Source organism: Pseudoxanthomonas winnipegensis, assembly GCF_030322905.1.
In the GTDB taxonomy this organism is placed as follows: domain Bacteria; phylum Pseudomonadota; class Gammaproteobacteria; order Xanthomonadales; family Xanthomonadaceae; genus Pseudoxanthomonas_A; species Pseudoxanthomonas_A winnipegensis.
In genome coordinates, this window is the sequence record NZ_CP095475.1 from 4,395,351 (window position 1) to 4,413,336 (window position 17,986).

Below are 17,986 nucleotides of genomic sequence, written 5' to 3' on the forward strand. Positions count from 1 at the left end.
TGGCTCAGCCCCGCACCCCGTCGATGGACACCGGCGGCAGCGGATAGGCCACGTCGCGCTCGACCCAGTCCATGAAGTCCGCGCGCGCGCCGGGGAAGCCGATCAGCTTCCAGCCCACCAGGTCGCGGTTACCGCCGTGGCGCGGATCGCTGAAGAAGCCCTCGCGCGCGTTGGCCAGCAGCAGGCCGAACAGCGCCTTGGGCGGCACCTGCGCCAGCGCCAGCGCGCCGGCTTCCAGCTGCTGCAGCACGCCGTCCTGCAGCGCGGCGTCGAGTTCGGCGAAGGCCTTGCCGTGCGCGGCATGGCAGGCCTGGTCCAGATCGGCCAGCCCCAGCCGGTAGAGCTCGCGCGGCGCCAGCCGAAGCTGATACCCCAGCGTGGCCGGCGCATCGGGCTGAAACGGCCCCTGCATGAACCACAACCGCCCGGCCGCCCAGGGCGTGCCCATCTGGCGGTCGATGTATTCGGGCACGCCGGCCTCCAGCGCGCCCGGGTCCTGGGCGTCGCCGGGGATCAGCCGGGCCACGACGGCCTGCAGGCAGGCCCATTCGGCCGCGCTGAAATACGTGGGCTGATAAGGCGCGGGATCCGCGGCGCTGGCGCCTTCACGCCGGCCGGCCTCGCCCTGCTGGCCGTCGCACGCGCCAAGGGCGACCGCGGCCGGGGCCACGGCCAGCGACAGGCGCAGGAAGGCGCGGCGGGTCGTCGCGGTCGGCGCATCGGCCTGGGGCGTCTGGGGAGACTTGCTCATGCGGGTCACCAAGGGGCAGCGGCGCGCATCAATCGCGCGTGGAAGTCGGGTCGTGGGGTTTGGCGCGGTCGGCGCGCTCGCGCTCGAGCTGGGCGCGGACCTTGCGCACCTGGGCGGCGCTGACCGGGTCGGCGCGATTGCCCCAGCCCGCGCGCACGAAGCTGGCCAGCTGCGCGACCTGCGCATCGTCCAGCCGCCAGGCGAAGCCGGGCATGCCCAGGTCCGAAGGCGCCGCCGGCGTGGCCGGCATCCTGCTGCCGTCCAGGATCAGGCGCAGCAGCGAGGTCGGCGCGGGCGCCAGCACGGTGGGGTTGCCGGCGATCGACGGGAAGGTGCGCGTATCGCCGGCGCCGTCGCTGCGGTGGCAGCCGGCGCAGTTGTCCAGGTACAGCGCCGCGCCGGGCGTAGCGTCCTCGCCCTGCGCGAGGGCCGCGGCGGTAGACGGGTCGGCGCGGAAGCCGGGATGCGCCGGATCCTGCGCCGGCAGGGTCTTGAGGTAGGCCGCGATGGCGTGCAGATCGTCCGCGCGCAGGTACTGCATGCTGTGGACGGTGACATCGCCCATCGGGCTGCCGATGGTGCCCGCGTGCGGATTGCGGCCGGTGCGCAGCGAATCGACGATGTCCTGCTCGGACCAGCCGCCCAGCCCGCTGCCCGCATCGCCACGCAGGTTGATGGCGGTCCAGCCATCGATCACCTGGCCGCCGCTCAGGTAGGCCTTGTTTGAGGCGTCCAGCGCTTGTTCCTGCATGGTCAGCGCGCGCGGGGTGTGGCAGCTGCCGCAGTGGCCCAGGCCTTCGACCAGATAGGCGCCCCGGGCGAGCCGGGCATCCGCCAGCGCGGGCCTGGCCGCCAGCGCATCGGGCGAGGGCGCGAACATGCGCCGCCACAGCGCCAGCGGCCAGCGCAGGCTGAGCGGCCAGGCGATGCCGGTGGGCTGGTTGTGGCGTTCGACCGGCTTTACGCCCTGCATGAAATAGACATACAGCGCGCGCACGTCGTCGTCGCCGATGCGCGCATAGGACGGATACGGCATGGCCGGATAGAGCGTGCCGCCGTCGGCGCGGATGCCGTGCCGCAGCGCGCGGTCGAACTGGTCCAGCGAATAGCGACCGATGCCGGTGTCCGGGTCCGGTGTGATGTTGGTGCTGTAGATGGTGCCGATCGGCGAGGCGATCGGCAGACCGCCGGCGAACGGTGCGCCGCCCTGTGCCGTATGGCAGGCGGTGCAGTCGCCGGCCGCGGCCAGATAGCGGCCCTGCTCCAGCAGCGCGGCGGCCTGCCCTTGCGCGACCGGGGCGATGGCGCGGGTCCGCGTGGGCAGCAGCGCGATGGCGAACGCCGACAGGAACAGGATCGCCGCCACCAGCGCGGCGATGAACAGACGCTTCTTCCGCATCATGCCGCCGCCGGCACCGGCGCGTCGGCGTCGATCAGGCCCTCGTGCCTGAGCTCATCCCACAGTGCCTGCGGCACCGCGACCGCCATCGAGGCGACGTTGGCCTGCACCTGCGCCGGCGTGCGCGCGCCGGGGATCACCGCCGACACCACCGCCGGCGCGTTGGCGAACTGCAGCGCCACCGTGCGCAGGTCCACGCCGTGGCGATCGCACACCGCCTGCACCCTGGCGCGCTTGGCCGGTGCCCAGTCCGGCACCTTGCCGTCGTATAGATAGCGATCGCGCCCGGCCAGATAGCCGGCCAGCAGCGGCGCACCGACCACCACCGACGCGCCGTGCGCGGCGATCTTCGGAAAGGTCTCGTGCAGGGTCCTGGCGTGATCCAGCAGCGAGTACTGGCAGGCCAGCAGGAAGATGTCCGGGTCGGCCTCCTCGATCGCGCGTAGCGCCGGTTCGGGCCGGTTGACGCCGAAGCCCCAGGCCTTGATCAGCCCCTCCTCGCGCATGCGGGTCAGCTCGGGCATGGCGCCCTTGGCGGCCTCGGCGAAGCGCTGCTCCCAGGGCATGCCCAGATCTTCTTCGTTGTCCGGCGACAGGTCGTGGATGAACACCACGTCCAGCTGCGCCACCCCCAGCCGGTTGAGGCTGTCCTCCACCGAGCGCCGCGTGCCGGCGGCCGAGTAGTCGTAGCCATAGCGAAAGGGCGAGGGCGACTGCCACATCGTCTCCTGCAGCGGCCCGGCGGTGGCGGTGAGCAGCCGCCCGACCTTGGTGGAGAGCACGTACCGATCGGCCGGATGGGTGTGCAGATGGTGGCCGAAGCGGCGCTCGCTCAGCCCCAGCCCATACCAGGGCGAGGTGTCGAAGTAGCGCACGCCCGCCGCCCAGGCCGCGGCCAGGGTCTGTTCGCTCTGCGCGTCGGTGGCCGGGGCGAAGCCGTTGCCGATCGCCACGCCGCCCAGGCCCAGGCGCGAGGTCGGCCGGAACCGTCCGCTGCGCGGCGCATTGGACGGCAGCGGGGCGCCGGTGCCGCGCCCCTTGGTCGGCAGCACGCTGCCCGGCCCCGGCGCGGTCGACTGGGCCAGCAGCGGGCTGGCCGCCAGGGCGGCGGTCCCGGCGGCGGCGGCGGTCAGGAAACGGCGGCGATGCAGCATGGTGTGCTCCAGTGGCGAAAGGGGAACATCGGCGGCGCAGGCGCTCATGGCGCACCCGCCGCGCTGAGCGGACCGGCCGGATCGGTCGGCAGGCGCACCAGCAGGTACGGCGGCTGGCGCAGGTCCTTGCCGCCGTTGAAGCTCGGCAGGCGGTCCCACTGGCCCAGGGTCACGTACACGTACCGATCGGTGGCCGCGATGCCGTCGGGCCAGACGATGCGCGGATCGCGGCCGACCACGTCGAAGTGCCCATCCGGCCAGCGCCGCACGATCGCGTCGTGCTCGCTGTCGGTGATGTACAGCCGGCCCTGCGCGTCGCTGTCCATGCCATCGGCGAAGCCCTTCTCGCCCAGGTCGCGCACCGCGGCGGCGAGCGTGGCCTCGTCGTTGTCGAAGTTGGCCAGCACGTCGGTGGAGATGCTGTAGAGGCGCCGGCTGCTCAGCGGCGCGAAGTAGAGCGTGCCGTTGTCGGGGCTCAGCGCGACGGCATCCACGCCGCCCACCGGGAAGGTCGGCGACCTGGCGCTGTAGCGCATGGGCTTGCCGTCGAGGGTGACGACGAAGCCCGGGTCGGGCTGCGTGGAGGGGTGATGGGCCAGCACGCGGCGCTGGCGCCCGCTGGCCAGGTCCACCACCACCAGCGCCGGCGAGGTGCCGAAGGAGGAATCGCTGACATAGGCCGTGCCCTTGGCGCCATGGCTCAGGTCCACGCGCAGGTCGTTCATGTGGCTGTCCTGCAGCAGCGTCGGCGCCTTGAGCACCACCGAGGCGAGCACCCGCCCGCTGGCCGGGTCGAACCCCACCACCTTGGCCGCGCCGTCCGGGATGCCCGGCACGCCGGCGCGCTTGCCGTCGTCGATCACCCACAGATTGCCCTTGGCATCGGTGGTCATGCCGTGCACCGAGACCAGCCGCTGCGCGTCCGGCACCTGCGAGGGCAGGCTCATGGCCGCATTGGGAAACGGCACCAGCCGCCCCTGCACCAGCTCGCCCAGCGTCATGCCGGCATGGTTCTCGGCGTGGCGCGGGAAGCCGACGAACACCCGTCCTGACGGCGTCACCGCGATGCCCGAGGGGCCGGGTCCGTCGAAGCGGGCCACCACCTCCAGCTGGCCGACCGGCAGCGCGGCCGGGTCGTGCGCCTCGCCGGCCCAGGCCAGCAGCGGGGACAGCAGGCAGGCCAGCGCAAACGCGGCGCGCAAGGGAGTCATGTCAGGTCTCCGGTCGGGCGCGGCGGCGCGTCGGTGCTGGCGCGCGCCACGATGGAAAAGCCGGTGTCGATCACGCGCGCCTGCGGCGTGGCGCCGGCCAGGCGCTCAAGCAGCAGCGTGGCCACGGTGTGGCCCATGCCGCGCCGGTCCACGGCCACCGAGGACAGCGCCGGCACCACGGCCGCGGCGATCGGCGCATCGTTGAAGCCCATCAGCGCCAGGTCCTGCGGCACGCGCAGGCCCCGGCGCTGGGCCTCGAACAGGGCGCCGGCGGCCAGGTCGTCGTTGGCCAGGAACACCGCCTGGACCTGCGGATGGCGCCGCAACAGCTCGGCCAGCAGCAGGCCGCCGCCGGCGATGGACGAGGGGCCCTGGCCATCGAGGATGTAGTCGTTGCGCAGCCCACGCGCCGCCAGCGCCTCGGCGAAGGCCTGCGCACGGCGCGCGGCGCGCAGGTCGTGCTCGGCGCCGGTGCTGACGATGGCGATGTGGCGGAAGCCGCGATCGGCGAACCAGTCGGCCACCGCCCGGCCCACCGCCCGATGCGAGAAGCCCACCATCAGGTCGATCGGCTCGCCGTCCAGGTCCATGAATTCCACCAGCGGCCGGGTGCGCGCCAGCGCCTGCAGCCGCGCACGCAGGGCCGGCGTGTGGTCGACGCCGGCCAGCAGCAGCCCGGCCGGCGCCCAGCCCAGCAGGCCCTCGACCAGGCGCGCCTCGCGGTCCTGACGGTACTCGGTGGTGCCCAGCAGGACCTGGTAGCCCTGCTCGTCCAGGACGGCGTTGACCCCGTCCAGGAACGGCACGTACACCGGATGGGCCAGGGTGGGCACCACCACCGGCACGATCCGGCTGTGGCCGGCGGCCATGCTGCTGGCGGCGTGATTGGCGACGTAGCCCAGTTCGGCCACGGCCTGTTCGATGCGGGCGCGCAGGGCGGCCGAGACCGCGGCCGGCTCGCGCAGCGCGCGCGAGACCGTGATCGCCCCCACGCCGGCCCGCGCGGCCACGTCCTTGAGCGTGACCGGCCGCTTGCCGACGCGTGCGCCGCTCACGCGGCCCCCCGCGAAGCGAGCGCGCAGCGCGGGCCGAAGCCGGGACAGCCTGGGGTAAACCGGGGGGCGGACATGGCGATCAAAGCGTGGATGGTTGCGCAACCATACCAGCCCGGGACGCGATCACCGCATGAAACCGCGCACGAGCCCGTCAGGCGGTGCCGCACCCGGGGCGTGCTTCGCGCCTCCCATACCGGCGCGGGTCGACACTGGTGCTCCCCGTTCCCCCGAAGCGACCTTCACGATGGACATCGGATTCCTGGGCCTGGGCACGATGGGCGCGCCGATGGCGCGCAATCTGCTCAAGGCCGGCCACAGCCTGCGCGTCTGGAATCGCGGCGCCGCCCCGCGCGAACCCCTGGCCGGCGAAGGCGCCCACGCCTGCGACACCCCGCGCCAGGCCGCCGCACCGGTGCTGATCTCGATGCTGGCCCACGACCAGGCAGTGCGCGAGAGTGTGCTGGACAGCGGCCTGCTCGACGCCCTGCCAAAGGGCGCGATCCACGTGAACATGGCCACCGTCTCGGTCGCCTTCGCACACGAACTGGCCCAGGCGCACGCCGCGCGCGGAGTGGCCTACGTGGCCGCGCCGGTGCTGGGCCGCGTGGACGTGGCGCAGGCCGGCAAGCTCAACATCCTGGCCGGCGGCGAGCCCGCGGACATCGCCCGGGTGCAGCCGCTGCTGGATGTGCTGGGCGCCAGGACCTGGCACTTCGGCGTCCGGCCCGAGCAGGCCAATGCGGTCAAGCTGGCGGCCAACTTCTGCCTGGCCAGCGCCATCGGCACCATGGCCGAGGCCGGCGCGCTGGTGCGCGGGCACGACGTGGCGCCGGCGGATTTCCTGGCCATGCTCACCTCCACCGTGTTCGCCGCGCCCGCCTACCAGGGCTATGGCGGGCTGATCGCACGCCAGCAGTACTCGCCGGCCGGCTTCAAGATGACCCTGGGCCTGAAGGACGTGCGCCTGGCCCTGGCCGCCGGCGAGGCGAAGCATGTGCCCATGCCCATCGCCAGCACCCTGCGCGACGGCTTGCTCGAAGGCATCGCCCAGGGCGATGGCGAACTGGATTGGTCGGCGCTGGCCAAGGTCTCCGCCCGCCGCGCCGGGCAGGCCTAGGCGCGCGGCGGACCTGCGTCGCGGATCGCCGCGGCGCGGCTTGAGCCGCGCGGCGCGCTGCGACTAAGGTGCGCAGGCGCTCGGCACGACGGCGCGTTCAACGGAAGGACACATGCACGCATCCAGGGACATCCACCACCGGCACGGCGCATGGCCGCGATGAGGGCCTCGGCACCGGTGCAGGCGCAGTCCTCCGAGGTGATCGGCCCGGAACATCCCGAGCACCCCGAACACCGCCTCTACACCCAGATCGCGCGCGGCGTGCACCGGCTCGATGCCGAGGCCGGGCGCACGCCGGACGCGGCCAGCGCGCGCATGATCGCCCGGCTGATGCCGCTGGCGCGCGAGCAGGGCTTCAGGCGCGTGGACCACGTGGTGCTGAGCCGCCACATCGGCCTGGTCGAACAGGGCGAGCACGTGTTCCTGGTGCAGGGCCGGCTGGACGATCCCGGCCACAAGCGCGCCTTCATCACCACCGACGAGGCCACCGCCACGCCCGTGGCCGACTCGCTGCGCCGGCTGGACGAGGCCAACGCGCGCCGGCGGCGCCAGCGCCGCGGCCGCGGCGAAGACGGCACCGACTGAAACCGTCGCCGCCGCGGTGGGCCTGTGCGTAAGATGCCCGCCCTATGCCCCGCGACCACATCCTCACCCTCTCCTGCCCGGACCGCACCGGCATCGTCTACCGCGTGAGCGGCCTGCTGTTCGACGCCGGCTGCAACATCCTCGATGCGCAGCAGTTCGGCGATGCCGACAGCGGACGCTTCTTCCTGCGCGTGCACTTCGACCGGCCCGAGGCGCTGGAGCCCGAGACGCTGCGCGCGCGGCTGGCCGAACTGGGCGCCGCCTTCGACATGGACTGGCAGCTGCACGACGCGCAGGCCCGCGCGCGCCTGCTGGTGCTGGTGAGCAAGCACGGCCACTGCCTCAACGACCTGCTGTTCCGCGCGCACAGCCGCCAGCTGAAGGTGGACATCGCCGCGGTGGCCTCCAACCACGAGGACTTCGCCCCGCTGGCGGCGTCCTATGACGTGCCGTTCCATTACCTGCCGGTCGATGCGGCCACGCGCGCCACACAGGAGCGCGCGATCCTGGACCTGGTCGAACGCGAGCGCATCGACCTGGTGGTGCTGGCGCGCTACATGCAGATCCTTTCGCCGGCGCTGTGCGCGGCGCTGGCCGGACGCGCGATCAACATCCACCACAGCTTCCTGCCCAGCTTCAAGGGCGCCCAGCCGTATCACCAGGCGCACGCGCGCGGGGTCAAGATCATCGGCGCCACCGCGCACTACGTCACCCCGGACCTGGACGAGGGCCCGATCATCGAGCAGGACGTGGCGCGCGTGGACCACGCCATGACGCCGCGCGAGCTGGTGCGCCTGGGCAGCGATACCGAATCGCTGGTGCTGGCGCGCGCGGTGCGCCGCCATGTCGAGCACCGCATCCTGCTCAACGGCCACCGCACCGTGGTGTTCCGCTGATGGGCGCGTGGCTGCTGCTGATCCTGATCGCGCTGGCGGCGGGTTTCGTGATCGCGCTGGTCGCGGTGGGCATCAAGCTGCTGCTGGAGAAGCGCAAGCGCTGAGGCTTCCAGCTTTCTGGGACAACCTTCTCTCCCGCTCACCTCGCGCCTTCCTTGTAGAGCGGAGCTTGTGGCAATCCCCTCCTGGGGACTCCGCTGCCCTTCGTTGGGTTCGTAGAGAAGGCCCCAGCGGAGCAAGCTCCGCTCTACAGGTGGCAACAACCACCACCACAAGCCGGTAGGCTTGCGCTTCTGCTTCGATCCGGGAGGGTGCGATGAGCGATCCGATCTATCACGTGGTGGGCAGCTATGTGTCGCCCTACGTGCGCAAGGTGCTGGTGGTGATGGCGCTCAAGGGCCTGCGCTACACCATCGACCCGATCGCCCCGTTCGTCGGCGGCGATGCCTTCCAGCGCATCAGCCCGCTGCGCCGCGTCCCGGTGCTGATCGACGGCGCGCGCGTGATCAACGACTCCAGCGTGATCTGCCAGTACCTGGAGGATCGCCACCCCAGCCCCTCGGTGTACCCGGCCGACATCGGCGAACGCGCGCAGGCGCGCTGGCTGGAGGAGTACGCCGATGCCCGCCTGGGCGAGGTGATCGTCGCCGACCTGTTCTATCAGCGCGGGCCCAAGCGCTTCCTGTTCAAGGAGCCCGTGGACGAGGCGCGCTTCAACCACGCCCGCGACGTGGCCCTGCCCGCCAGCCTGGACTGGCTGGAGGCGCAGATGCCGCAGGACGGCTTCCTGCTCGGCGCGCTGTCGATCGCCGACATCGCCATCGCCGCGTTCTTCCGCAACGCGGCGATGGTGCGCGTGGAAGTGGACGCCGCCCGCTGGCCGCGCACCGCGGCCTGGCTGCGGCGCGTGCTGACGCTGCCGGAGTTCGCGCGTCTGGCCGGCATCGAGGACACCATCGCCCGCACGCCGTTGAGCGAACAGCGCGCGCTGCTGCGTTCGCTCGGCGAACCGCTCAGCGAGGCCACGCTGGGCACCGAGGTGGCGCGCAAGGGTGTGATGCGGCTGGACTAGCGCCGCGCTCGTGAATCACGCGCGATGTCAACTGTCCGCATTGCCCTCATGGCCACGCTGCGTTGCGAGCGCCTGCTGGAATGCCTGCACGGCGTTCTGCAGGCAAACGTCGACCGAACCTTGTCGAGGCGGGCAGGAAGGCCCGTCGTGCGAACCGGGTGTATCCACTTTTGCGTCCTTCCTCCGGGCCAGCCCTGGCCAAGGCGAAATCGTCTCCAGGCGACTTGTCTCGCTGGGCTTGGCCTCCACAGGACCGAGCCGGATGTCGGGCTCTACACCAGCGCCATCGATGGGCATGCCATCGAGCCTAAATAATTCCGCGACGACGACCGTTACTTCCACCTGGTCATTTGCGGATTTTTCAGCCGGATCGCTCATCAGGATATTGCTTCTGATCCTCATGTCGCCTGCTGTGCGTCGACCGATGATCAGCGCACGACTTCTATCCTGCAGAACAGCCGCGAATGCCTCGGCGCCGCTCCCGGTATCTTGATCGACCAAAACCGCGACGGGTCGATGCCAGACCTGTTTTCCTGTTGAATTCACACGATCAACCGCGCCGTTCGCTGCTTTGATCTGCATCGCGGGCCCTTCTCCAGCGAATAGTCCCACGAGCGCAAGCAGATCCTTCAGGCCGAATCCCGGATGCGACCGCAGATCGACGATCATGCCATCGGCATCGTGCCGACCGAGTGCCTTGAGCTCGGCGCCCAAATCGGCAGTATTCGGCAAGAGGACGGCTGTCGTAATGCTTTTGTTTCCAGGCCGGACGATGGCGATGTTTCCCATCATGCTGGAAGTCGTGGGTATCGTGTCATTTCGGGCGGCCTTATCGGATACCGAGTAAGGTTTTCCGCCGACCGAGAAAACATTATTCCGGTACTGAAGCCCCGCGATCGCGGATATCAGGATGGAGATGGCCTCATCTTTATCCGCCTCACTGATGACGGCGCCACTCTGCTCTTGATCCGCATAGAGCGTATAAACAGGACTTAGGTCGCTCCTCCACGCTCCACTGGAGAATTCGCCCCGAAATTTCTGTGTATCTCCGGCGATCGCCATCTTTATCTTGCCGCGCTTGGAGAGCTCCCGCAGGTAAATTTCGAAGAGCCGCTCCGAATCCAGGCTTTGCCAAGGATGTGCGCCGTAAACTTGAGGATGACTTACCAGTCCGATCGCCAGATTGACCAGATGTAGTCTCTCCTTTTCGGTCCAACGCTGCGGTTCGACTGCGTTTGCGGCGGAGACATGAATGCATACCGCGCACAGGAGCCAGAGAGTGAGTCGCTTGATAGGCATCATTTTCATTCCTTGGAAGAAAAGTTCATCGTCCAGGCCCCGCTGGAACGCACGAACCTTTTTTATCACCGCCCTACCAGTGCTGGAGAATGCTTGCTTTTACGTGTTTACTCCGGCGCGCGCACCTTGCGCCCCATCGCGCGCAGCACGGCATAGATCAGCACCAGGATCAGCAGCGCCACGCCGATGGCCTGCCATTCCTTGCGCGTCAGCGTGGTGACGATGGCCGCCATCGACCCGACCGCCAGCACCGGCACCAGCGGCCCGCCCCACAGCACGAAGGGTTCGCCGCGCTCGCGCAGGTCCAGGCGCTGGGCCTGCCAGGCGGCGATGGAGACCAGCAGGTAGACCAGGCAGTTGGCGCCGCCGGAGACCAGTACCAGCGCATCGAAGCTGCCGCCCAGGGCCAGCGCCAGCGCGATCGACGCGTGCACCGCCAGCGCCAGCAGCGGCACGCGGTGGCGCGCGCTGACCCGGGCGAAGGCCGACGGCAGGAAGCCGTCGCGCCCCAGCGCGAACAGCGAGCGCGAGGACGCCAGCAGATTGCCCAGTACGAAGCCGGCCATCGACACGCAGGCAGTGATCAGCAGCAGCGCGCGCGCCGGCGCCCACAGGGCCGCGGCGGTGTCGGCCAGCGGCACGCCGCTGTGCGCCAGCGCGGGCCCGAGCAGGCCCTGGCTGACGATCTGCAGGCCCAGGTACAACACCACCACCAGAAGAATGGCCGCCAGCGTCGCGCGCGGCACGTTGCGCGACGGGTCGCGCACCTCGCCCGAGGGGATCAGCGCGGTCTCCACGCCCGAGTAGGCGAAGATCACCAGCACCATCGACATGCCCAGCGCGCTCCACGATGGCACCTCGCCCGGCAGGAAGCTGACCTGGCTCCAGTCCACGAACCAGATCCCGCACGCCACCAGCAGAAACAGGGGCGTGAGCTTGACCGTGGCCAGCACCGCGATCGCGCGCGCGCCCAGCTTGACGCCGAAGGCGTTGAGCGCGAACAGCACCGCATACAGCGCCGCGATCAGCCCCATGCGCGCGCCCGGGCCGGCGAGCGCCGGCACCAGGTTGGCGACCTGGGTGGCGAAGGCCGCGGCCACGCCCGCGCTGGAGGCGACGTTGCCGATCCACATCAGCGCGCCGGTGATAAAGCCGGCGAACGGGCCGAACGCGGTGCCCACATAGGTGTACGGCCCGCCAGTGGCGCTGGCGCGGCTGCCGATGGCGGCGAAGCACAGCGTCACCGGGATCACCGCCAGCGCGCCGACCAGCAGCGCCAGCGGCGCGGTCGGCCCCATCTGCAGCGACAGCGCGGCCGGCATGCGGAAGATGCCGCCGCCGACGATGATGTTGATCACCGCCGCGGTCAGGGCGAAGGCGCCCACGGCGCGGATCAGGGCGGCGTCGCCCTGCAGGGGTTTGGTCGGGGTGGAGGCGGACATGGGCGCGGCGCTGGGAAGACGCGGCAGCGTCGCATGCCCGCCCGCGCCATGCCATGGTCCACGTGCCCCGCATGGAATACCGCGTTGCCCAGGCGTCGTTGAGCGGGCCCGAACGCGGCGCGCATGATCGGCCCGCTTCCGTTGCGAGTCGAGAGGTGTCCAATGCTTGCGCTGACCGGTCTGCTGCTGGGCGGGATGCTCGCCACGCCGACGCCTGCGCCGCCCGATCCCGCGCTGGCCAAGCGCCTGGACGCCGTGCTCGACACGGCCGTGGCCGAACAGCGCATCGTCGGCGCGGTGGTGCTGGTGGCCCGCGACGGGCAGGTGGTGTATCGACGCGCGGTGGGCCAGGCCGACCGCGAGGCGGGCACGCCGATGACGCCGGACACGCCGTTCCGGCTGGCGTCGATGACCAAGCCGGTGGTGACGCTGGCCGCGCTGCGCCTGGCCGAACAAGGCAGGCTGGAGCTGCAGGCGCCGGTGACGCGCTACCTGCCGTGGTTCCGACCGCGGCTGGCCGATGGCACCGCGCCGGCCATCACCCTGGCCCAGCTGCTCACCCACACCGCCGGGCTGGGCTATCGCTTCGAGGAACCGGCCGAGGGCGTCTACGCGCGGCTGGGCGTGTCCGACGGCCTGGACGATGCGGGCCTGGGCCTGGAGGACAACCTCAAGCGCCTGGCGCAGGCGCCGCTGTACTTCCCGCCGGGCCAGGGCTGGCGCTATTCGCTGGGCATCGACGTGGTCGGCGCGGTGATCGAACAGGTCACCGGAACGCCGTTGCCGGAGGCCGTGCACGCCCTGGTGACCGGGCCGCTGCGGCTGGATCACCTCGCCTTCGTCGCCGCGCCCGGCACGCCGCTGGCCGTGCCCTATGCCGATGGCCACCCGCCGCTGCGGATGACCGAGAACATGGACGTGCCCCTGCCCGAAGGCCTGGGGTCGGCGGTGCGCTTCTCGCCCAGGCGCGCCTTCGACGCCAAGGCCTTCCCGTCCGGCGGCGCCGGCATGATCGGCACCGCCGACGACTATCTGCGCCTGCTGGAGTTCGTGCGCACCGGCAGCGGCGGCCTGCTCAAGCCCGCCACGCTGGCCGACGCGCGCCGCGACCAGGTCGGCGCCCAGGCGCAGACGCAGGGCCCCGGCTGGGGCTTCGGCTACGGCTGGGCGGTGCTGGACGATCCGGCCGCCGCGCACAGCCCGCAGGGCAAGGGCACGCTGCAGTGGGGGGGCGCCTACGGGCATAACTGGTTCGTCGACCCGGCCAACAGGCTCAGCGTGATCCTGCTGACCGACACCGCCTTCGAAGGCATGTCCGGCCCGCTGGTCGGCCAGGTGCGCGATGCGGTGTACGGCCGCACGGTGCCCTCTTCCCAGCCCTGAGGGCGGCGGCGCGCCCTGCGCGAAGGTCTGCGGCGCGCGAGCGCGGCCGTCGCGGCTACGGGCACGGCGCGCCAGCCAGCCGCTCGCGCAGGAAGTCGATGAACACCCGCAGCTTGGGCGCCAGGTGCTCGCGCTGCGGGTAATAGACGTACCAGCCCGGAAACGGCGCCTGCCAGTCGTCCAGCACGCTGCGCAGGCGGCCGGCGGCGATGTCCTCGCGCACCTGCCAGGCGAACACCTGCCCCAGCCCCAGCCCGCGCCGCAGCGCGTCCAGGCCGAGCACGGTGTCGTTGACCACCAGCGGGCCATCGACCTCCATCTCGAAATCGCGGCCGTCGCGGGTGAACTCCCAGGGCTGCATCCGGCCGTCGCTGCGGCGCCAGCGCAGGCAGGCGTGCCCCGCCAGGTCATCGGGCGTGGCCGGCACGCCGTGCCGGTCCAGATAGGCCGGCGTGCCCACGATGGTCTGCCGCTGCAGCGGGCCCAGCGGCAGGGCCACCATGTCGCGCTGCAGGCATTCGCCCAGGCGGATGCCGGCGTCGAAGTGGCCCTCGACGATGTCGGCCAGGCGGCGGTCGACGAACAGCTCCACCGTCACCTCCGGGTAGCGCGCCAGGAACTCCGGCAGATACGGGCACACCAGCTGTTCGGCCGCCACCGCGGCCAGGTTGATGCGCAGCGTCCCGGCGGGCCGGTCGCGCAGGAAGTCCAGGTCGGCGAAGGCGGCGTCGATCTGCTGCAGGCCGGGCGCGACCCGCTGCAGGAAGCGCTCGCCATGCTCGGTCAGGCCCACCCGGCGCGTGGTGCGGGCCAGCAGGCGCACGCCCAGCTGGCCCTCCAGCGCGCGAACGCTCTGCGACAGCGCCGAGGTGGACACGCCCAGCTCGGCGGCGGCGCGGGTGAAGTTGCCGTGCCGGGCCACGCAGGCGAAGGCGACGACGGCGGGCAGCGGATAGGCGGCCATTGTGAAGCCTTGCTTCAAGGACGATCCGGATCATCCCGGTTTATCCGCAGGTCCGCCAGTTCCAGACTGTCGCCCTCCCCCCAACGAGGCCCTGCCATGTCCCTGGACCACTACCGTCTGCTCGGCCGCTCCGGCCTGCGCGTCAGCCCGCTGTGCCTGGGCACCATGACCTTCGGCGCCGACTGGGGCTGGGGCGCCGACGAAGCCGACGCCCGCCGCCTGTTCGACACCTATGTCGATGCCGGCGGCAACTTCCTCGACACCGCCAACCTCTACACCGACGGCAGTTCGGAGACCCTGCTGGGCCGCTTCGCCGCCGGCCGGCGCGACCGGCTGGTGATCGCCAGCAAGTACACGCTCAACCCCTTCCCCGGCGATCCCAATGGCGGCGGCAACCACCGCAAGGCGCTGATGCAGTCGGTGGAGGCCAGCCTCAAGCGGCTGGGCACCGACTACCTGGACCTGCTCTACCTGCACATCTGGGACGGCACCACGCCGGTGGAAGAAGTGATGCGCGGCTTCGACGATCTGGTGCGCGCCGGCAAGCTGCTCTACGCCGGCATCTCCGACACGCCGGCCTGGCAGGTCGCACGCATGCAGACCCTGGCCGAGCTGCGCGGCTGGGCGCCGCTGGTGGCCCTGCAGATCGAGTACTCGCTGGCCCAGCGCACGGTCGAACGCGAGCTGGTGCCGATGGCCGCCGGCCTGGGGCTGTCGGTGTTGGCCTGGTCGCCGCTGGCCATGGGCATCCTCACCGGCAAGTACACCCATGCCGACCTGGAGCGCGCCCGCGCCCAGGGCAGCGGCAGCACGCCCGGCGGCGAGGGCGGCCGCGGCGCGGTGGCCTATTCCCATGCGATGTTCGACGAGCGCACCCTGGCCATCGCCGAGGTGGTCAAGGCCGTGGCCGGCGAGACCGGGCATTCGGCCGCGCAGGTGGCGCTGGCCTGGCTGCTGCAGCGCCCGGACGCGCCGATCCCGATCATCGGCGCGCGCACGTCGCAGCAGCTGCAGGACAACCTGGGCGCGCTCGACGTGCGCCTGGACGCGTCCCAGCTGCAGCGCCTGGACGAGGTCAGCGCGGTGGCGCTGGGCTTCCCGCACGACTTCGCGCGCAGCCCGATCCCGCAGCAGCTGGTGTTCGGCGGCACGCGGGTCCAGCCGCGCGCGGCCTGAGTCCCTTCCCTACAAGACGACAGGAGTTCCCCATGAAGACCCGCACCCTCGGCCGCAATGGCCCCACTGTCTCCGCCCTCGGCCTGGGCTGCATGGGCATGAGCCACGCCTACGGCACCGGCGACGACGCCGAATCGCTGGCCACGCTCGATCGCGCGCTGGAGCTCGGCATCGACTTCTGGGACACCGCCGACATCTACGGCCCGCACACCAACGAGACCCTGCTCGGCCGCGCGCTCAAGGGCCGGCGCGAGCGGGTGTTCCTGGCCACCAAGTTCGGCTTCATCGCGGGCAGCGGCCAGTTCGGCGCCGGGCAGGGCCCACGGGTGGACGGCTCGCCGGCCTATGTGCGCCAGGCGGTCGAGGCCAGCCTGGTGCGCCTGGGCACCGACCACATCGACCTGTACTACCTGCACCGGCTCGACCCGGCCACGCCGATCGAGGACACCGTCGGCGCCATGGCGCGCCTGGTGGAGGAGGGCAAGGTGCGCTATCTGGGGCTCTCGGAAGTCTCCGCGCATACCTTGCGCCGGGCGCAGGCCGTGCATCCGATCACCGCGCTGCAGAGCGAGTACTCGCTGTGGACGCGCGAACTGGAAGGCAACGGCGTGCTCGAGGCCGTGCGCGAACTGGGCATCGGCCTGGTGCCGTTCTCGCCGCTGGGGCGCGGCTTCCTCACCGGCGCCATCGCCACGCCGGACCAGCTGGACGAGGACGACTTCCGCCGCAAGAACCCGCGCTTCCAGGCCGAAGCGCTGGCCGCCAACCTGCGCCTGGCCGACACGGTCAAGGCGGTGGCCGCCGACGTCGGCGCCACCCCCGCCCAGGTCGCGCTGGCCTGGGTGCTGGCACAGGGCGAGCCCGCGCGCGCCGCGGACGGCCGCAACGAACTCCACATCGTTCCCATCCCCGGCACCAAGCGCCGCAAGTACCTGGAGGACAACGCCGGCGCGGTAGACGTGCAGCTGGACGCCGACGCGCTGGCCAGGCTGGAGGCGGTGTTCGTGCCCGACGTGGCCGGCCCGCGCTACGGCGCGACCGAGGCGGCGATGGTGGACCGGGCCCCTTGATCGCCTTGCGCAGACCCTGTCCCCAGGCAGCGTCCCGCAGAGCGGGGCATCGGCGCGCAGGAAACAGTGCGGCGCATCCATGTGCACCGTCACCTACGCATCCGCACCAGACAATGACGACAGATCGCCGCGCGCGCGCGGCCGCTGCACCGATTTCCCTCCACAGGAGCATCCCATGAAGACCCGCATCCTCGGCCGTAATGGCCCCACCGTCTCCGCGCTCGGCCTGGGCTGCATGGGCATGAGCGATTTCTACGGCGCGCGCGACGACGCGACCTCGATCGCCACCATCCACCGCGCCCTGGACCTGGGCGTGACCCTGCTGGACACCGCCGACATGTACGGCCCGCACACCAACGAGGAACTGGTGGGCAAGGCGATCCAGGGACGCCGTGAGGCCGTGTTCGTCGCCACCAAGTTCGGCATCGTGCGCGACCCGGCCAACCCGCAGGCGCGCGGCATCAACGGCCGCCCCGAGTACGTGCGCGCCTCCATCGAGGGCAGCCTGCGCCGCCTGGGTACCGACCACGTGGATCTGTACTACCAGCACCGCGTGGACCCGACCGTGCCGATCGAGGACACCGTGGGCGCGATGGCGCGCCTGGTGGAGGAAGGCAAGGTGCGCTATCTCGGCCTGTCCGAGGCCGCGCCGGACACCCTGCGTCGCGCGCATGCCGTGCACCCGATCACCGCGCTGCAGACCGAGTACTCGCTGTGGACCCGCGATCCGGAAGAGAACGGCGTGCTGGCCACGGTGCGCGAACTGGGCATCGGCTTCGTGCCGTACTCACCGCTGGGACGCGGCTTCCTGAGCGGGGCGATCAAGCGGCCGGAGGACTTCGACGCCGACGATTTCCGCCGCCACAACCCGCGCTTCCAGGGCGACAACTTCGACCGCAACCTGGCGCTGGTGGACAAAGTGCGCGCGCTGGCCGAGGCCAAGGGCGTCACCGCCAGCCAGCTGGCGCTGGCCTGGGTGCTGGCCCAGGGCGAGGACCTGGTGCCGATCCCCGGCACCCGCCGCATCGCCAATCTGGAGGAGAACCTGGGCGCGATCGATCTGGTGCTGGATGCGGCCGACCTGGCCGCGATCGACGCGGTGTTCCCCGTCGGTGCTGCGGCGGGCACGCGCTATCCGGAGCAGAGCATGGCGGCCGTGCATCGCTGAGGGACTCGGGCGGGCGCCTCTGCCTTTGCGCAGGGGCGCTTGGCCGACGACGAGCGGCGCCTTGCGAAAGGCGACCGCTCGCGACTTCTACTGCTCCGCACGAGTGCGGCCCTGTATGCCCACCGCTGCCGTGACAGTACGCCGCGTCGATGCAGGAGTACGTCGCCCAGGGCGAAAGCACGTTGCACCGCAAGATCCGGTGGCAGGCGCCGGCGGCCGCCGCAGTAGGGTTCCGGCGTCGGGC

At 71.3% G+C, this 17,986-nt stretch carries 16 protein-coding genes; 8 read left to right on the plus strand and 8 right to left on the minus strand.

Annotated elements, in window-relative coordinates; translation table 11 throughout:
* Positions 1-4: 4 nt before the first annotated feature.
* The 5 genes from MWN52_RS19245 to MWN52_RS19265 are packed head-to-tail and all read right to left on the minus strand — an operon-like array spanning position 5 to position 5,570.
* On the minus strand, positions 5-751 hold the full coding sequence (locus MWN52_RS19245) for a gluconate 2-dehydrogenase subunit 3 family protein (RefSeq protein ID WP_286575916.1): 747 nt from the start codon (positions 749-751) through the stop codon (positions 5-7).
* A gap of 28 nt (positions 752-779) precedes the next feature.
* The gene (locus MWN52_RS19250; protein WP_286575917.1) at positions 780-2,153 is read right to left on the minus strand and encodes a cytochrome c; all 1,374 of its coding nucleotides are present in this window, start codon (positions 2,151-2,153) and stop codon (positions 780-782) included.
* Positions 2,150-3,304 (minus strand): aldo/keto reductase, encoded by a 1,155-nt coding sequence (locus MWN52_RS19255; RefSeq protein ID WP_286575918.1) that lies wholly within the window; start codon positions 3,302-3,304, stop codon positions 2,150-2,152. The genes MWN52_RS19250 and MWN52_RS19255 overlap by 4 nt, the downstream gene beginning before the upstream one ends.
* Positions 3,305-3,348: 44 nt before the next feature.
* On the minus strand, positions 3,349-4,515 hold the full coding sequence (locus tag MWN52_RS19260; protein ID WP_286575919.1) for an L-dopachrome tautomerase-related protein: 1,167 nt from the start codon (positions 4,513-4,515) through the stop codon (positions 3,349-3,351).
* Entirely contained in the window at positions 4,512-5,570 is a 1,059-nt protein-coding gene (locus MWN52_RS19265; RefSeq protein ID WP_286575920.1) for a LacI family DNA-binding transcriptional regulator, read from the minus strand. Before MWN52_RS19265 ends, MWN52_RS19260 begins: the two co-directional genes overlap by 4 nt.
* A gap of 244 nt (positions 5,571-5,814) precedes the next feature.
* Between MWN52_RS19265 and MWN52_RS19270 the strand changes: the two genes are divergently transcribed.
* From MWN52_RS19270 to MWN52_RS19285, 4 genes are all read left to right on the plus strand, one after another.
* Positions 5,815-6,687, plus strand: coding sequence for an NAD(P)-dependent oxidoreductase (locus MWN52_RS19270; protein WP_286575921.1), 873 nt, complete (start codon positions 5,815-5,817; stop codon positions 6,685-6,687).
* Between the two features lie 159 nt (positions 6,688-6,846).
* Complete coding sequence (locus MWN52_RS19275; RefSeq protein WP_130524254.1) at positions 6,847-7,272, plus strand: XVIPCD domain-containing protein; 426 nt, start codon at positions 6,847-6,849, stop codon at positions 7,270-7,272.
* Between the two features lie 44 nt (positions 7,273-7,316).
* Positions 7,317-8,168 carry a formyltetrahydrofolate deformylase gene (purU, locus tag MWN52_RS19280; RefSeq protein ID WP_286575922.1) on the plus strand — a complete coding sequence of 284 codons (852 nt, stop codon included), beginning with the start codon at positions 7,317-7,319 and terminating at the stop codon, positions 8,166-8,168.
* Positions 8,169-8,484: 316 nt separating this feature from the next.
* Complete coding sequence (locus MWN52_RS19285) at positions 8,485-9,240, plus strand: glutathione S-transferase family protein (RefSeq protein ID WP_130524176.1); 756 nt, start codon at positions 8,485-8,487, stop codon at positions 9,238-9,240.
* A 27-nt stretch (positions 9,241-9,267) separates the two neighbouring features.
* Here the strand turns inward: MWN52_RS19285 and MWN52_RS19290 are convergent, their stop codons facing one another.
* Together MWN52_RS19290 and MWN52_RS19295 are read right to left on the minus strand one after the other, a co-directional pair.
* On the minus strand, positions 9,268-10,542 hold the full coding sequence (locus tag MWN52_RS19290) for a S41 family peptidase (protein ID WP_286575923.1): 1,275 nt from the start codon (positions 10,540-10,542) through the stop codon (positions 9,268-9,270).
* Positions 10,543-10,646: 104 nt separating this feature from the next.
* Positions 10,647-11,981 (minus strand): APC family permease, encoded by a 1,335-nt coding sequence (locus MWN52_RS19295; RefSeq protein ID WP_286575924.1) that lies wholly within the window; start codon positions 11,979-11,981, stop codon positions 10,647-10,649.
* Positions 11,982-12,143: 162 nt separating this feature from the next.
* Here MWN52_RS19295 and MWN52_RS19300 point away from each other — a divergent pair, with 162 nt between their 5' ends.
* Positions 12,144-13,364, plus strand: coding sequence for a serine hydrolase domain-containing protein (locus tag MWN52_RS19300; RefSeq protein ID WP_286575925.1), 1,221 nt, complete (start codon positions 12,144-12,146; stop codon positions 13,362-13,364).
* Positions 13,365-13,419: 55 nt separating this feature from the next.
* Here the strand turns inward: MWN52_RS19300 and MWN52_RS19305 are convergent, their stop codons facing one another.
* Entirely contained in the window at positions 13,420-14,328 is a 909-nt protein-coding gene (locus tag MWN52_RS19305) for a LysR family transcriptional regulator (protein ID WP_130520284.1), read from the minus strand.
* A gap of 96 nt (positions 14,329-14,424) precedes the next feature.
* On the opposite strand from MWN52_RS19305, the gene MWN52_RS19310 reads away from it, so the two are divergent.
* From MWN52_RS19310 to MWN52_RS19320, 3 genes are all read left to right on the plus strand, one after another.
* Positions 14,425-15,504 (plus strand): aldo/keto reductase, encoded by a 1,080-nt coding sequence (locus MWN52_RS19310; RefSeq protein WP_286575926.1) that lies wholly within the window; start codon positions 14,425-14,427, stop codon positions 15,502-15,504.
* A 32-nt stretch (positions 15,505-15,536) separates the two neighbouring features.
* Complete coding sequence (locus tag MWN52_RS19315) at positions 15,537-16,574, plus strand: aldo/keto reductase (protein ID WP_286575927.1); 1,038 nt, start codon at positions 15,537-15,539, stop codon at positions 16,572-16,574.
* A 175-nt stretch (positions 16,575-16,749) separates the two neighbouring features.
* Complete coding sequence (locus MWN52_RS19320; RefSeq protein WP_286575928.1) at positions 16,750-17,742, plus strand: aldo/keto reductase; 993 nt, start codon at positions 16,750-16,752, stop codon at positions 17,740-17,742.
* Positions 17,743-17,986: the final 244 nt, after the last annotated feature.

Excerpts from the sequence above, each read along its gene's own strand:
- MWN52_RS19270 (WP_286575921.1), top strand. The coding sequence starts at position 5,815 with ATGGACATCGGATTCCTGGGCCTGGGCACGATGGGCGCGCCGATGGCG.
- MWN52_RS19300 (WP_286575925.1), top strand. The coding sequence starts at position 12,144 with ATGCTTGCGCTGACCGGTCTGCTGCTGGGCGGGATGCTCGCCACGCCG.
- MWN52_RS19255 (WP_286575918.1), bottom strand. The coding sequence starts at position 3,304 with ATGCTGCATCGCCGCCGTTTCCTGACCGCCGCCGCCGCCGGGACCGCC.
- MWN52_RS19275 (WP_130524254.1), top strand. The coding sequence starts at position 6,847 with ATGAGGGCCTCGGCACCGGTGCAGGCGCAGTCCTCCGAGGTGATCGGC.
- MWN52_RS19245 (WP_286575916.1), bottom strand. The coding sequence starts at position 751 with ATGAGCAAGTCTCCCCAGACGCCCCAGGCCGATGCGCCGACCGCGACG.
- MWN52_RS19285 (WP_130524176.1), top strand. The coding sequence starts at position 8,485 with ATGAGCGATCCGATCTATCACGTGGTGGGCAGCTATGTGTCGCCCTAC.
- MWN52_RS19315 (WP_286575927.1), top strand. The coding sequence starts at position 15,537 with ATGAAGACCCGCACCCTCGGCCGCAATGGCCCCACTGTCTCCGCCCTC.
- MWN52_RS19260 (WP_286575919.1), bottom strand. The coding sequence starts at position 4,515 with ATGACTCCCTTGCGCGCCGCGTTTGCGCTGGCCTGCCTGCTGTCCCCG.
- MWN52_RS19295 (WP_286575924.1), bottom strand. The coding sequence starts at position 11,981 with ATGTCCGCCTCCACCCCGACCAAACCCCTGCAGGGCGACGCCGCCCTG.
- purU (WP_286575922.1), top strand. The coding sequence starts at position 7,317 with ATGCCCCGCGACCACATCCTCACCCTCTCCTGCCCGGACCGCACCGGC.
- MWN52_RS19290 (WP_286575923.1), bottom strand. The coding sequence starts at position 10,542 with ATGATGCCTATCAAGCGACTCACTCTCTGGCTCCTGTGCGCGGTATGC.
- MWN52_RS19310 (WP_286575926.1), top strand. The coding sequence starts at position 14,425 with ATGTCCCTGGACCACTACCGTCTGCTCGGCCGCTCCGGCCTGCGCGTC.
- MWN52_RS19320 (WP_286575928.1), top strand. The coding sequence starts at position 16,750 with ATGAAGACCCGCATCCTCGGCCGTAATGGCCCCACCGTCTCCGCGCTC.
- MWN52_RS19305 (WP_130520284.1), bottom strand. The coding sequence starts at position 14,328 with ATGGCCGCCTATCCGCTGCCCGCCGTCGTCGCCTTCGCCTGCGTGGCC.
- MWN52_RS19250 (WP_286575917.1), bottom strand. The coding sequence starts at position 2,153 with ATGATGCGGAAGAAGCGTCTGTTCATCGCCGCGCTGGTGGCGGCGATC.